This is a genomic window from Streptomyces sp. NPDC048516 (genome assembly GCF_043199875.1).
In the GTDB taxonomy this organism is placed as follows: Bacteria; Actinomycetota; Actinomycetes; order Streptomycetales; family Streptomycetaceae; genus Streptomyces.
In genome coordinates this window covers 1-13,571 of sequence record NZ_JBICWS010000004.1, presented here as the reverse complement: position 1 = coordinate 13,571, position 13,571 = coordinate 1, and the positions used below count along the sequence as shown (strand labels likewise).

At 68.6% G+C, this 13,571-nt stretch carries 11 protein-coding genes; 8 read left to right on the top strand and 3 right to left on the bottom strand.

What is annotated here, in order from left to right:
- Positions 1-389 precede the first annotated feature (389 nt).
- Complete coding sequence (locus tag ACGFR7_RS09560; protein WP_393315413.1) at positions 390-2,030, bottom strand: ABC transporter permease; 1,641 nt, start codon at positions 2,028-2,030, stop codon at positions 390-392.
- A complete protein-coding gene (locus ACGFR7_RS09555) occupies positions 2,027-2,983 on the bottom strand; it encodes an ATP-binding cassette domain-containing protein (RefSeq protein ID WP_393315410.1) in 957 nt (318 codons plus the stop codon). The genes ACGFR7_RS09560 and ACGFR7_RS09555 overlap by 4 nt, the downstream gene beginning before the upstream one ends.
- A gap of 93 nt (positions 2,984-3,076) precedes the next feature.
- On the opposite strand from ACGFR7_RS09555, the gene ACGFR7_RS09550 reads away from it, so the two are divergent.
- Positions 3,077-3,646: a GbsR/MarR family transcriptional regulator gene (locus ACGFR7_RS09550; RefSeq protein WP_393315407.1), complete on the top strand. Its 570-nt coding sequence runs from the start codon at positions 3,077-3,079 to the stop codon at positions 3,644-3,646.
- 85 nt (positions 3,647-3,731) lie between these two features.
- Here the strand turns inward: ACGFR7_RS09550 and ACGFR7_RS09545 are convergent, their stop codons facing one another.
- On the bottom strand, positions 3,732-4,703 hold the full coding sequence (locus ACGFR7_RS09545) for a hypothetical protein (protein WP_393315404.1): 972 nt from the start codon (positions 4,701-4,703) through the stop codon (positions 3,732-3,734).
- Positions 4,704-4,909: 206 nt separating this feature from the next.
- On the opposite strand from ACGFR7_RS09545, the gene ACGFR7_RS09540 reads away from it, so the two are divergent.
- The 7 genes from ACGFR7_RS09540 to ACGFR7_RS09510 all read left to right on the top strand — a co-directional run bounded on the left by ACGFR7_RS09540 (position 4,910) and on the right by ACGFR7_RS09510 (position 13,481).
- On the top strand, positions 4,910-6,196 hold the full coding sequence (locus ACGFR7_RS09540; RefSeq protein ID WP_086717212.1) for an adenylosuccinate synthase: 1,287 nt from the start codon (positions 4,910-4,912) through the stop codon (positions 6,194-6,196).
- A 94-nt stretch (positions 6,197-6,290) separates the two neighbouring features.
- Positions 6,291-7,553 carry an ATP/GTP-binding protein gene (locus ACGFR7_RS09535; RefSeq protein WP_393315401.1) on the top strand — a complete coding sequence of 421 codons (1,263 nt, stop codon included), beginning with the start codon at positions 6,291-6,293 and terminating at the stop codon, positions 7,551-7,553.
- Complete coding sequence (locus tag ACGFR7_RS09530; protein ID WP_393315398.1) at positions 7,553-8,293, top strand: RloB family protein; 741 nt, start codon at positions 7,553-7,555, stop codon at positions 8,291-8,293. The genes ACGFR7_RS09535 and ACGFR7_RS09530 overlap by 1 nt, the downstream gene beginning before the upstream one ends.
- A gap of 101 nt (positions 8,294-8,394) precedes the next feature.
- Positions 8,395-11,136: an N-6 DNA methylase gene (locus tag ACGFR7_RS09525; protein ID WP_393315395.1), complete on the top strand. Its 2,742-nt coding sequence runs from the start codon at positions 8,395-8,397 to the stop codon at positions 11,134-11,136.
- Between the two features lie 160 nt (positions 11,137-11,296).
- Positions 11,297-12,331 (top strand): hypothetical protein, encoded by a 1,035-nt coding sequence (locus ACGFR7_RS09520; protein WP_393315392.1) that lies wholly within the window; start codon positions 11,297-11,299, stop codon positions 12,329-12,331.
- 84 nt (positions 12,332-12,415) lie between these two features.
- Positions 12,416-13,276, top strand: a complete 861-nt coding sequence (locus ACGFR7_RS09515) for a Scr1 family TA system antitoxin-like transcriptional regulator (protein ID WP_393315390.1) — start codon at positions 12,416-12,418, stop codon at positions 13,274-13,276.
- A 7-nt stretch (positions 13,277-13,283) separates the two neighbouring features.
- Positions 13,284-13,481 (top strand): DUF397 domain-containing protein, encoded by a 198-nt coding sequence (locus ACGFR7_RS09510; protein WP_393315387.1) that lies wholly within the window; start codon positions 13,284-13,286, stop codon positions 13,479-13,481.
- The last annotated feature ends 90 nt before the right edge of the window (positions 13,482-13,571 follow it).

Below are 13,571 nucleotides of genomic sequence, written 5' to 3'. Positions count from 1 at the left end.
CCCTCCGGTGCCGCGGGCCGTGGTCACGGCCGTGCATGCGGAAAGTAACGGCAATGTCACTTATTGCTCCAGAGTTACTACGGGTTAACGCGCGGGCAGGTGAAATCGCGAAGAGTGACTGGATGTCGGCGCCTTTCTGTGCTCTGTCCACACCCTGTGGACAGAGCGCGCCGACGTGGCGCCGCACGGCCGGACGCCGGCCGGGCCGCCGTACGAGCGGGAGACGCCGGCCCGGCCGCCGTACGAGCGGAACCCCTCCCCGGCGCCGTGCATGCAGCACGCCGGCCCGGTGCCACGGCGGACGCAAGTGCGCCGCCGGAGTCCGCTACAGCTCCGGCGGCGCACGTATGCGGGGGCGGCCCGGCGCGGAAGAGCCGGCCGCCGCGGGATCAGCCGATGTCGCGCCGGCGCAGGCCCGCCAGCCCCACGAGGGCGAGCAGGGCGGAGAGGGCCGACAGCCAGACGAACGGGGCGGCGGTGACCTCCGCGCCGGGCAGCTTGGGGAGGTGGCTGTACGGGGAGAGGTCCATGGCCCACCCGGGGAGCCGGAGGGAGGGGCCGATCCAGCCGAGGGCCAGGCAGCCGCCGACCAGGACCCAGAGGGCGCCGGTGGCCCTGGGGAGCAGGCCGAAGACGAGGGCCGCAAGGCCCGTGAGCGTCCAGACAGCCGGGACCTGGGCGAGGGCGGCGGTCAGGACCGGACCGAGTGCGCCGCCGAGGTCGCCGGCCGAGAGGCCGTAGGTGAGGCCCAGGCCCAGGCCGCCGACGGCCAGGATGACGACGGTGCCCGCGTAGGCGAAGGCCAGATGGCCGGCCGCCCAGCGCAGCCGCCCCACCGCGCCGGCCAGTACCGGCTCCGCGCGCTCCCCGGTCTCCTCACCGCGCAGCCGCAGCACCGCACCGGCCGCGTAGATCGCCGCCACCATCCCGAGCATGCCGGTCATCGTGGCCAGGAAGGCATCGGTCAGGCCCTGCTGACCGCCCATCCGCTCGACGATCTCGCGGGTCTGCCGGTTGCCGCCGACCAGATCGGAGGCGCCTTCGGCGATGCCGCCGAAGATCCCGCCGGCACACAGGAAGCCGAGGCTCCAGCCCAGCAGGGTGGCGCGCTGGAGCCGCCAGGCCAGACCGAAGGGGCCGCTCAGGGAGCGCGGCGCGACGGCCGGTCCGGGGCGGGCCGGCAGAAAGCTCATGCCGAGGTCACGGCGGGCGGTCAGCGTGTAAGAGGCAAGGGCGGCCAGGGCGGCCGCCGCCAGGAAGAGCGCGACGATCCACCAGCGCTCGCCGGCGTACGGCCGGAGGTTCTGCGACCAGCCGATCGGTGAGACCCAGGTGAGCGGGGACGCGGCCGCGGGGTCCGCGGCGTCGCCCGCGGCGCGCAGCGCGAAGGCGAGGCCGAGGACCGCGCCGGTCAGGCCCTTGGCGAGGCGCGCGCTCTCGGTCAGCTGGGCGGCGATGGCGGCCAGACCGGCGAAGAGCAGGCCGGCGGTGCCGATGGCGGCGCCGAGCGCGAGGGAGCCGGCGGCGGGCAGGCCGGAGGCGGTCAGGCCGCCCGCGATCAGCACGGTGAGCCCGGCGTTGGCGAGCAGGGCCGTCAGCAGGGCCGCGGTCAGTGGCGCGCGGCGGCCCGTCATGGCGGCGGAAAGCAGCTCCTGACGGCCCGTCTCCTCCTCCTCGCGGGTGTGCCGGACGACGATCAGCAGGCTCATCACCGCGGCGAGGACGGCGCCGAAGCCGGCCATCCGCCAGGCGACCAGGCCGCCGAGGGAGTCGCTGAAGACCGGCCCGTACAGCGCGCGCATCGAGCCGTTGCCGTTCATCGAGACGGCCAGCCGGGCGCGCTCGGCGGCGGTGCCGTACACCGCCTCGAAGGACGAGCCCGTGGCGGCGACGACCAGTGCGAGGGACAGCACCCAGACCGGGATCATCACCCGGTCGCGGCGCAGCGCGAGGCGCAACAGGGTGCCGGTGCCCGCCAGCTGACGGGAGTGTGCGGCGGGCGCGGGGAGGGCCGCGGCCACGGCGGTCATCGCGCGACCGCCGCTGCGTCGCGGGTGTCGCGGGTGTCGTCCTGGTAGTGGCGCAGGAAGAGCTCTTCCAGGGTGGGCGGGGTGCTGGTGAGGCTGCGGACGCCGGCGGCGGTGAGCGAGCGCAGGACGGCGTCGAGCTTGTCGGTGTCGGCCTGGAGCTCGACGCGGTGGCCCCGGCTCCCCCGGATCGGCTGGACGGCCAGGCCGTGGACGCCGGGGAGGGAGTCCAATTGCCCGGGCGGTCCCGCGAGTTCGGCGATGACCGAGGTGCGGGTCAGATGCCGCAGCTCTCCCAGCGAGCCGGATTCGACGGTCCGTCCCTTGCGGATGATGCTGATGCGGTCGCAGAGCGCTTCGACCTCCGACAGCACATGGCTGGAGAGCAGCACCGTACGGCCGCGGTCGCGCGCCTCGGCGACGCAGCTCTGGAAGACCTCCTCCATCAGCGGGTCCAGTCCGGAGGTGGGCTCGTCGAGGACGAGCAGGTCGACGTCGGAGGCGAAGGCGGCGACCAGGGCGACCTTCTGCCGGTTGCCCTTGGAGTACGTCCGCCCCTTCTTGGTGGGGTCGAGTTCGAACCGCTCCAGGAGCTCGGCCCGCCGGGCGCGGTCCAGTCCGCCGCGCAGCCGGCCGAAGAGGTCGATGACCTCGCCGCCGGAGAGATTGCGCCACAGCGTCACATCACCGGGGACGTAGGCGAGGCGGCGGTGCAGCTCGACGGCGTCCTGCCAGGGGTCCTTGCCCAGGAGCCGGGCCGTGCCGCCGTCGGCGCGCAGCAGGCCGAGCAGGACGCGGATCGTCGTGGACTTCCCGGCGCCGTTGGGTCCGAGGAAGCCGTGTACCTCACCGGCCTCGACGTGCAGGTCGAGGCCGTCCAGTGCCCGGGTGCGGCCGAAGGACTTGTCCAGACCGTCGACCCGGACCGCGGGGGCGGGAGAGATTGCCTTGGTCATGCTTCGGAAGCTACGTTAGTTTCACAAATTTGTGAAGTTAAGAAAACGTATAAAGTTGGGGGAGTGGCTCTGATCAGGGGAGATGATGCGGACATGAGCGAGCAGCGACAGCACGGCGGGGGCCGGACCGCCCGAACGGTCCAGGACGCGGTCCCGGACGCGGCCCAGGACAAGCGCGACGACGAGGCGGTCTCGCAGTTCGTCGAGCGGTTCGCGGCCCAGCTCGTCGATGCCGGCATGCAGCGGATGTCCGCCCGCGTCTTCGCCTGCCTGCTGGCCTCCGACTCCGGCGTACTGACCTCCGCCGAACTCGGTGAGCGCCTTCAGGTCAGCCCCGCCGCCGTCTCCGGCGCGATCCGCTACCTCTCCCAGGTCGACATGGTCAGCAGGGAGCGGGAGCCGGGCTCCCGCCGCGACCGCTACCGCGTGCACAGCGACCAGTGGTACGAGGCGCTGGCCCGCCGGGACAACGTCCTCACCCGCTGGGAGGGCACCCTGCGCGAGGGCGTCGACAGCCTCGGCGAGAACTCCCCGGCGGGCCGCAGGATGAGCGAGACGCTGGTCTTCTTCGAGTTCCTGCAGGAAGAGCTCGCCGGGATGCTGCAGCGCTGGCGCGAGCACCGCGACCGGATGCGCGCCGAGTACGACAACGCCGCGCGCTGAGGCACCGGGAACACTGCCCGCCGAGTACGACAACGCCGCGCGCCGAGGCACCGGCAACACCGCCCGCTGCGGCGCCGGCCGGCGCTCACCCCCGGGGCAGCTGCAGCCGCCAGGCCCCCGGCTGCAGGGTCCAGGTACGGGTCCTGACCGGCCCGCCGACCACCGCGTCCGCCCGGTAGTGGAAGTCCGCGCCGGACACCGTCACCGCCCGCGCCCGGGCCCGTACCGGCCGGCCCCCGCCCGGCCAGTGCACCACCACCTCGGCCAGCGCGTCACCGGCCCCGGGCCGCGGCCCGTCCGCCCCCGCCCGTCCGCCGGGCACCACCGACACCCCGCGCACCGGCCGGTCCAGATCCGCCAGCAGCACCCCGTCCGCCTCGATCCGCAGCCGCTGCCCCGGCACCCGTGCGCGCCGCCCGCCCAGCCCGGCGGCCGGCGCCGCCAGCAGCGCCAGCGCCGTACGGGCGGTCCGCGCGGCCGGCTGCCACCACGGCCGGTGCCCGTCGAGCCCGCCCGCCAGGCCGTCCGGCGCCTCCACGGCCTCCCGCGGATCCGCCGGGGCCGCCGCGGGGACCGCCGCGGGCACGTACACCCCGCCGCCCTGCCGGGCCGCCGCGCTCCCGCAGGGGATCCGCAGCCCGCCGAGCACGATGCCGTCGCTGTCGTCCGTGAGCAGATCCCGCGGCCGCTCCCCGCCGTCCAGGACGGTGCGCGCGGCGGCCACCGTGTCCGTGGGGATGCCCAGCGCGCGGCTCAGCGCCACGGCGGCCGGAGCGCCCACCGGGACCATCGACAGCGGCACCGCGGCCAGCTCGCGCTCCTTGTGCAGCAGGCCCACCACGCGCAGCAGTGCCCGGTCGTCACCGATCACCACCGGCCGCCGGTGACCGCGCCGGGCCAGGATCCGCGCGAACTCCTCCGGCCCGTCCGGAAGGCAGATTTTCGCCCCCGCGCCCGCGCACAGGACATCCTTCGCGATCCGTACGGACTCGCCGTCCGTACTGCGGGCGACCGGGTCGATGACCACGAGCAGGGGGTGCCCCCGAACGGAGTCCACGGGAGAGTGCCCAGAAGGCTGCGCCGACACCTCGGTCCTTCCTCAGGTAGCATCTCGGTGCAAGAGCCCCTTGCGCTATTGCGCCAGGGGCTTCGTCTATTCCGGGGCACCGGTCCGACGTCTCCAGCGATGACGTACGCGTGAACACGCACGCCGACGCCATCCACGCACGTTGGACATGCCCCGCCCGGAAGGGGTGTACGCCTGTGCCCGCACTTGTGCTGCTCGGTGCTCAGTGGGGTGATGAAGGCAAGGGAAAGGCCACCGACCTGCTCGGTGGGTCCGTTGACTATGTGGTGCGCTACCAGGGCGGCAACAACGCCGGCCACACGGTCGTCGTCGGCGACCAGAAGTACGCGCTGCACCTTCTCCCTTCCGGAATCCTCTCCCCGGGGTGCACCCCGGTCATCGGCAACGGTGTCGTGGTCGACCCGGCGGTCCTGCTCTCCGAGCTGAGCGGACTCAACGAGCGCGGCGTCGACACGTCCAAGCTGCTGCTCAGCGGTAACGCGCATCTGATCACGCCGTACAACATCACCGTCGACAAGGTGACGGAACGGTTCCTCGGCAAGCGGAAGATCGGCACCACCGGGCGCGGCATCGGCCCGACCTACGCCGACAAGATCAACCGCGTGGGCATCCGGGTGCAGGACCTCTACGACGAGTCGATCCTCATGCAGAAGGTCGAGGCGGCCCTGGAGGTCAAGAACCAGCTCCTGTCCAAGCTCTACAACCGCCGCGCCATCGAGGCCGGCCAGGTCGTCGAGGAGCTGCTGGGCTACGCCGACAAGATCAAGGGCTATGTCGCCGACACCACCCTGATCCTCAACAAGGCGCTCGACGACGACAAGGTGGTCCTCTTCGAGGGCGGCCAGGGCACGCTCCTGGACATCGACCACGGCACGTACCCCTTCGTCACGTCCTCGAACCCGACCGCGGGCGGCGCCTGCACGGGTGCCGGCGTCGGCCCCACGAAGATCAACCGCGTCATCGGCATCCTCAAGGCCTATACGACGCGCGTCGGCGCCGGTCCGTTCCCGACCGAGCTGTTCGACGAGGACGGCGAGGCGCTGCGCCGGATCGGCGGCGAGCGCGGTGTCACCACCGGCCGGGACCGCCGCTGCGGCTGGTTCGACGCGGTCATCGCCCGCTACGCCACCCGCGTCAACGGCCTGACCGACTTCTTCCTGACCAAGCTCGACGTGCTCACCGGCTGGGAGCAGATCCCGGTCTGCGTGGCCTACGAGATCGACGGCAAGCGCGTCGAGGAGCTGCCCTACAGCCAGTCCGACTTCCACCACGCGAAGCCGGTCTACGAGACGCTGCCGGGCTGGTCCGAGGACATCACCAAGGCGAAGTCCTTCTCCGACCTGCCGAAGAACGCCCAGGCCTACGTCAAGGCGCTGGAGGAGATGTCCGGCGCCCCGATCTCCGCGATCGGCGTCGGCCCCGGCCGCGACGAGACGATCGAGATCAACTCGTTCCTGTCGTAGTGCCGTTGCCCACCAGCGCTGTGCCCGTCTGCTTCGCAAGAGGCAGGCGGGCACGGGGCAACATCGTTACGCTGTGCTCCATGAAGGAGACGGAATGCTGCTGAGATTCCGGACGGCAAACGTACGGTCCCTGCGTGCGGAGCAGGAGTTGTCGTTTGTCGTGCCCGAAGAAGAGGAAGGCGCGGCCGCCAAGCTGCTCCCGCTCTCCGACGGCAAGCAGCTCCCTGTCTACCCGGTCCTCGGCATCTTCGGCGCCAACGCCTCCGGCAAGTCGAATGTCATCGCTGCGTTGAAGAAGATGCGGGAGGCCGTCCTCAGCTCGTACGCGGCATGGACGTCCTACGAGGGCATCCCGCGTGAAGAGTTCGCGCTCGACCCCAAAGCAGCGGCGGAGACCACTCTCTACGAGGTGGACTTCGTCATGGCGGACGGGGTCCGCTGGTCGTACGGCTTCGAACTGGGCGAGCGCAGGGTCGAGGCGGAATGGCTCTTCGCGTACCCCAAGGGACGGCGGCAGGTCTGGTTCGATCGGGACGCTTCCCGCGAGAAGGAATTCGACTTTCCTGGCGATCGGCTGCAGGACCGCACACTGCTGGCACGCATGACCCGCCCCAACGCGTTGCTGCTGACCCGCGCGGCCAACGACGGTCACCCGCAGCTCACCCCCGTCTACGACTGGTTCAAGCAGAATCTCTGGGACGTCACCCCGGAGACCGAGCGACGCCAGCGCGAGGCGTTCACCGCGCAGCGTCTCCTGGAGAGCGAGGAGTCACGGCGGGGGGTGGAGGAGCTGCTGCGCGTCGCCGACCTGGGCATCTCGGGGGCCGAGGTGGAACGCGACTCCGCAGGCCGCCCAAGGGTCCGGCTGATCCACGCCGGCAGCGGCGAGGAGACCGTACTGGACTGGGAGGCGGAATCCTTCGGCACCCGCTCCTGGTTCGCCCTGATCGGCCCGCTCCTGCTAGCCCTCGACACGGGCGCCGTCCTGCTCATCGACGAGCTGGACGCCAGCCTGCACTCCCGCTTCGCGGCCGAGGTCGTCCGCCTCTTCCAGGCACCGTGGGTGAACCCCAAGGGCGCGCAGTTGATCTTCACGGCGCATGATCCGTCGCTGCTGAGGGGCCCCGCCGGTGAGCGCTCCCTGGCCCCAGGGCAGATCTGGTTGACGGAGAAGGACAAGCACGGGGCCACAGAGCTGTTCCCTGTCTCTGACCTCCAACCTGCCGAGGAGGAGGACCTGATGACCTCCTATCTCGAAGGCGCCTTCGGCGGTGTGCCACGGATGACCGAAGGCAAGGTGGGGCGCAGGCTCTTGCGGACGGCCGCGGCGCTGCAGATGGAGACGGAAGAGGTCTGATGGCCAGGGACAAGGGGAGGGACAAGCTCCAGCGCGAGCGTCCTGCCAAGTGGGTCGGAAATACCGAAAAACGCCGGGTGTATGTCTACACCGAGGGCAAGGTCACCGAGAAGGAATACATCGACCTCATCCATGAGGAAGGCATTCCGAAGAAGCCGGGTGAAGAGGTCGAGATCCACTTCATGAATGCGACGGCTGCAGGGGACGGTCGTAAGCCCTTGCCCATGGTGAAGCAGGCAGTCAAGGTGCTGCGCCAGATGGAGCGCGACGCGGAGCGCAACGACTTGGACGAGCACGACTGGCGCTGGCCACAGGTCTGGGTCCTCTTCGACCGTGACACACACAAGGACATTACCGAGGCATTCGACATGGCGAAGAAGGCCGGCGTGCGGATCGCTTATTCCCACCCCTGCTTCGAGCTGTGGCGGTTGCTCCACTATAAGAATTACACCAGCACCTTCGGCGGCGTCTGCGACAGTGCCAACGACAAGCTGCGGGAGCAGCCCGGATTTGCCCAGACATACGGGAAGAACGTGAAGAAGGTCAGCGTGCAGGAGTCGAAGCACGTGCACCCGGGGCAGATCACGGGGAAAGTGCAGGGCCGCAGCCGCTATGCCACCGCCAAGCGGTTCGCCGAGGCGATGAGTAAACGGCACGACGGGGCGAATCCGAACGACTGGGATACGTACACCGATATGTGGCGCTTCGTGGAGGAAGGGCTGCTGCTCGGCGACTACTAGGCTGCATGGGCACGCCGTGTGGACGGCGTGCAGCGAGCCGGATCTACCGGTTCCCTCCCCAGCCCCCTCTCGTTCAGTACCAGGAATTCAGGGAGCCGTACGTGGCCAAGCTCACTCTCGCCCAACTGGAGCGTCACCTCTTCGCGGCGGCCGACATTCTGCGCGGCACCATGGACGCCGCAGAGTACCGCGACTACATCCTGGTCCTCCTGTTCCTCAAACGGGTCAACGACGAGTACGAGGCCGCGCGTGAGGCGATCATCGCGGAGGCCCGGGAGCAGCGCTGCTCCGAGGAAGAAGCCGCGGAAGAGGCCGGGGAACCCAGGAACTACACGTACCGCAAGGTCATGTACGTCCCGGAAAAGGCTCGCTGGTCCAAGCTCGCGGGCGCTGTCGACGACGTCGCCACCCGGCACCTGCAGCCCGCACTCGCGGAGCTGGAGGCCCACAACCAGGGGCTTCGCGGCCTGTTCACCCACGTCAACTTCAACCGCATCGGCGGAGGCGGTGGCAGCGGCGCCTCGGCTGCCAAGCTCGCCGACAAGCGTCTCGCGGCGCTGATCGAGCACTTCGGCAGCCTGCGGCTGCGCGGCGGTGACTTCGAGTTCCCGGACATGATCGGTGCGGCCTACGAGTACCTGCTCAAGGACTTCGCGGACTCGGCCGGCGCCAAGGGCGGTGAGTTCTATACGCCGCGTGCCGTCGTGCGCATGATGGTCGAGCTGGCACAGCCGAAGGCCGGCCAGCACGTTTACGACCCTTGCGTCGGCTCCGGCGGCATGCTCATCCACGCCAAGGAGTACATCGACGAGCATGGCGGTGACTCCGACAACCTGGAGCTCGCCGGCCAAGACGCCAACGGCGGTTCCTGGGTCATGGCCACCATGAACATGCTCTTCCACAGCGCCCGTCACTTCAACCTGAAGACCGGTGACACGCTCAGCAACCCGCAGCACCTGGACAGGTCGTACGACATCGTCCTGAGCAACCCGCCGTTTTCCATGGACTACACGGCGGACGATGTCGAGCTGCTTGAGGAGCGGATGCCGCACGGCGCGACCTCCGAGCGCGGCAAGGCCGACCTGATGTTCCTGCAGCACATGCTGTACATGGTCGGCGGGCGCGGCGGCTCGGTCTTCACGGTCATGCCGCACGGCGTGCTCTTCCGCGGCGGCGCCGAGCAGGCCATCCGGTCGAAGCTGATCGAGCACGACCTGCTGGAGGCCGTGATCGGCCTGGCACCCAACCTCTTCTACGGAACCGGTATCCCGGCGTGTGTGCTGGTGCTGCGCGCTCCCGGACGCAAGTCACCGGAGCGCCGCGGCAAGGTCCTCTTCATCAACGCGGACCGCGAGTGCCACGCCGAGCGGGCACAGAACGTCCTGCTGCCGGAGCATGTGGAAAAGATCGTCTCCACCTTCCACCTGCCGTTCGACTCTTGCGAGGTCGACCGCTTCTCCCGTGTGGTCAGCAAGGAAGAGCTGGCCGCCAACGACTACAACCTCAACATCCGCCGGTACGTGGACAACACCCCGCCGCCGGAGCCGCAGGATGTGCGGGCACATCTGGTGGGCGGCGTGCCGCGTGCGGAGATCGAGGCGAAGAAGTCGCTGCTCGATGCGTACGGGGTAGGAATCGAAGATCTCTTCTCGGAGCGCGCGGACGACCCTGCGTATCTCGACTTTCTGCCGGAGGACCGGCGCCCCGATGCCGACCGGCTCGCTCAGCTGGCCGAGGCCCGGGAGCAGGTGCTCTGGGAAGCCTTCGAGAAGTGGTGGACGTCCGAGACCGAACAGATCGAGGCGCTTGCCCCGTACGACGAGGACGACCGTACAGAGTTCGAGAAGCGCGGCCAACTGGCCCGTCTCCGCGCCGACTTGATCACCTCGTTCCGTGACCGTCTGCTCGGCGTCGGCCTCCTCGACGAGCACGCGCTCGCGGGCGCGGTGGCGGGCTGGTGGCAGGAGGCCCGCAACGACCTGAAGGCTCTCTCCACGAACGGGTTCCGTGGTGTGGTCGAAGGCTGGGTCGAGATGGTCGAAACGCTGCTGTCGCCTGAGCCGGACCCGCGCACGGGCGGCGCGCGCAAGCGCTCGGCCGCCGAGCGCCGTCATGCGTACGACCACAAGGTGGTCGCCAAGATCGATCCGGGCTTCCTGCGTGAGCTGGTGGAAGCCGACCGGAAGAAGGCGGAGCTGGATGCCAAGCTGAAGGTCGCGGAGGAGGCGGAGGCGGCGCGGGCAGCGGCTGCGGCTGGGGTGTCTGCCGAGGACGGGGACGAGGCGGCGGCGGAGGACGAGGCGTCGGTCGCGCCGACTGCCCTTGACCCGGCCGTGGCGGAAAACCTGCTCAGCGACGCCGAGCTGAAGAAGTTGAAGCGGGACCGGACAGCGGCCGCCAAGGCAGTCAAGGAACTCGAAGACGACTTCTGGCCGTTGGAGAGCGGCCGTCGCTCGGCCAAGCCGAAAAAGACGGCGGCGAAGGGGAAGCGGGCGGTGGCGGCGGAGGCCGGTGCTGGTGGGGCGGCGGCACAGACGGCGCTGGACATCGTCGTTGCTGAGGACAGCGGCGGTGACGAGGAAAAGACCCCTGATCCCCGCTTGTACCGGGCCCGAGACGACCTGGGTGACGTGGGCCGCCGCGAGACGGTGCTGGGCATCCTCCGGGACGATCTCGCCTCGAAGTTGGAGGGGCATGTCGTACGGCGACGCCGTGAGCTGATCGATGCGTATCGCGTCTGGGAGGACAAGTACGCCGTGTCGTTCAGCGATATCGAGACCTGCCGCGAGGCGGTGGCGCACCGCGTGAACGACTACCTCAAGGAGCTGGGTTATGTGGACTGAGGCTCCCCTGAAGAGCCGGTTGCTACGTATCGACGCTGGGCGTAGTCCCGACTTGCCTGATGTGCCTGCCGGACCTGGTGGGTGGGGCGTGCTCAAGGTTAGCGCTGTCCACTCAAGTGGTTTTCGTCCCCGGGAGAACAAGTCCGTGACGTCTGCTGCTATGGCTGACGAGCGGCTTGAGGTGCTTCCCGGTGACCTGCTCTTTTCGCGAGCCAATACGCCTGAATTGGTGGGTTCTGCGTGTATCGCTACTCCCTCTTCGGAGCGGCTCTTGCTCTCTGATAAAACGTTGCGGCTGGTCATTAATCCCGAGCTAGCGGATGCCCGGTTTACTAGCATTTCCCTCGCAGGGCGCGAGGTGCGGCGGCAAATCGAGGTAGCGGCCTCTGGCAGTAGCCGGAGTATGCAAAACATCTCTCAGAGGTCGGTGGAAAACCTCAACCTTCTGTGGCCATTGGTGGAGGAGCAGCGGCGCATCGTTGAGGTGCTGGACGCGGTTACCGAGGCGGAGCATGCTGGCGAGGCGATAATCGCCAAGCTGGGAGCCGTTCGTGATGCTGCTGTTGAGTCCATGCTTGGGCACATGGACTGGGGTATGCGCCTGCCGGACGCGTTGGGCGCGCCGGTACGCAATGGATTCTCTCCTGTGGAGAGCGCGGCATGGACGGGTGTGCAGATGCTGGGGTTGGGATGCTTGACCCCCAGGGGGTTCTGCCCGCGTCAGCTAAAGAACGCACCTGTGACAGTGGCAGTCGATCACCCCGCGGTACTTGCAGATGGCGACTTGTTGATGAGCCGCGCCAATACACGTGACCTGGTTGGGCTGGTGGGGGTCTACAGGGGCATCGGTACGCCGTGCATCTACCCAGATCTCATGATGCGCGTTGTGCCTAGCGAGAGAACGAATGCCGGGTTTCTCGAATTGGTGCTTCGGTCCTCTCGTGCTCGGCGTCAGATCACCGGGCTGGCGCAAGGGACATCGGAGAGCATGGTGAAGATCTCGGGCGACTCGCTCAAGAAGATTGCCATTCCTCTACCAGCGCTGGATGAGCAAGCACGTTTGCTGCGCGTAGTTGGTGAGTTTGAGAAGAGAATTGCCATGGAGACTGAGGCTCTTGCCAAGCTGCGCACGCTACATCGAGGGCTGACGGATGACCTGCTCAGTGGAAGGGTCCGGGTCGGTGCAGTGGCGTAGGCAGGGTGTCTCCGCTATGCGGGGAAGGTGAGTGGCCCCGTATCGGGACGCGGGCCAGACGGTGAGGCGAGAAGAGGGTGACTGATGGCGGTGAGGAAGCCCCCGACCGAACGCCAGCGCCGGTTGGGAGCCGAGCTGCGCAAGATGCGTGAGCATGTGGGGCTGTCGCTGACCGAGGCGGCCGCGCTGCACGGCACAGACCGGACCACCGTCAGCAATATCGAGGCCGGCCGCTTCGGCGTAAGCGCTGACCGCGTGCGCGTCTGGGCGGCCAACTACTCGTGTCCCGACACCGCGTACATCGACGCACTCTCGCAGATCGCCAGAGAGCGGCGCACGGCGACTGCAAACTGGTGGGACGCGTACCGTGACAAGCTCGCCGTCACCGCCCTGGACCTCGCCGAGATGGAGCATCACGCGCTTGCCCTTCGTGGAGCGCAGATCACTCACCTGCCTGGGCTTCTGCAGCACGAGGACTATGCCCGCGCTGTTTTCCAGGAAGCCGTACCGCCGCTGACCCCCGAAGCGCTTGAGAGCAGGATCGCGTTCCGGATGCGGCGCCGCGAGGTGCTTGACGGGCACGGGGCGCCGGAGTGCACCTTCCTCATCCATGAGGCCGCGCTGCGCATGCGGTTCGGCGAGAAGAGGATGATCAAGAGTCAGTTGGATCATCTGCTGAAGCAGCCCGACCGGGAGAACGTGACGATTCGCGTGATGCCGTTCGCGGCAGGTGGATTTCCCAGCGCGGGAAGTTCGACGCTCTATGTGAGCGGGCCGGTACGTCAGCTCGACACCGTGCAGCTGGACATCCCTACAGGGTCGGCCTTCCTGTCCGCAGAGACTCATCTTGCGAACTACCGTTCCGTGCTGGACCGCATGGAAGAGCGTTGCCTCGGCCCGGACTCTTCCCGGGACTTCATTCACGATGTGATGCAGGACCTATGAGGGTGTGATGAGAGTGCACATTGAGTGGCGCAAGTCTTCGTTCTCCGAGCAGGGTGACAACTGTGTGGAACTCGCTCTGCACAAGGGCGAGGTCCTTGTGCGCGAGAGCGACATACCCGATGTGATCGTCAGGACCACGCCGGAGAAGCTTCGGGCCTTCCTCGCAGGCGCAAAGGCCGGAGAGTTCGATGGCCTCCTGACCTAGGCACTGTTTCTCGGATCTCCTGACGCGGGTGGAGTGTTGGCGTCAGGCTGGCTGTATGGGCCGTGGGGATCTGACGAATGCGGAGTGGGA

Excerpts from the sequence above, each read along its gene's own strand:
- ACGFR7_RS09560 (WP_393315413.1), bottom strand. The coding sequence starts at position 2,030 with ATGACCGCCGTGGCCGCGGCCCTCCCCGCGCCCGCCGCACACTCCCGT.
- ACGFR7_RS09555 (WP_393315410.1), bottom strand. The coding sequence starts at position 2,983 with ATGACCAAGGCAATCTCTCCCGCCCCCGCGGTCCGGGTCGACGGTCTG.
- ACGFR7_RS09550 (WP_393315407.1), top strand. The coding sequence starts at position 3,077 with ATGAGCGAGCAGCGACAGCACGGCGGGGGCCGGACCGCCCGAACGGTC.
- ACGFR7_RS09535 (WP_393315401.1), top strand. The coding sequence starts at position 6,291 with ATGCTGCTGAGATTCCGGACGGCAAACGTACGGTCCCTGCGTGCGGAG.
- ACGFR7_RS09530 (WP_393315398.1), top strand. The coding sequence starts at position 7,553 with ATGGCCAGGGACAAGGGGAGGGACAAGCTCCAGCGCGAGCGTCCTGCC.
- ACGFR7_RS09520 (WP_393315392.1), top strand. The coding sequence starts at position 11,297 with ATGGCTGACGAGCGGCTTGAGGTGCTTCCCGGTGACCTGCTCTTTTCG.
- ACGFR7_RS09515 (WP_393315390.1), top strand. The coding sequence starts at position 12,416 with ATGGCGGTGAGGAAGCCCCCGACCGAACGCCAGCGCCGGTTGGGAGCC.
- ACGFR7_RS09510 (WP_393315387.1), top strand. The coding sequence starts at position 13,284 with ATGAGAGTGCACATTGAGTGGCGCAAGTCTTCGTTCTCCGAGCAGGGT.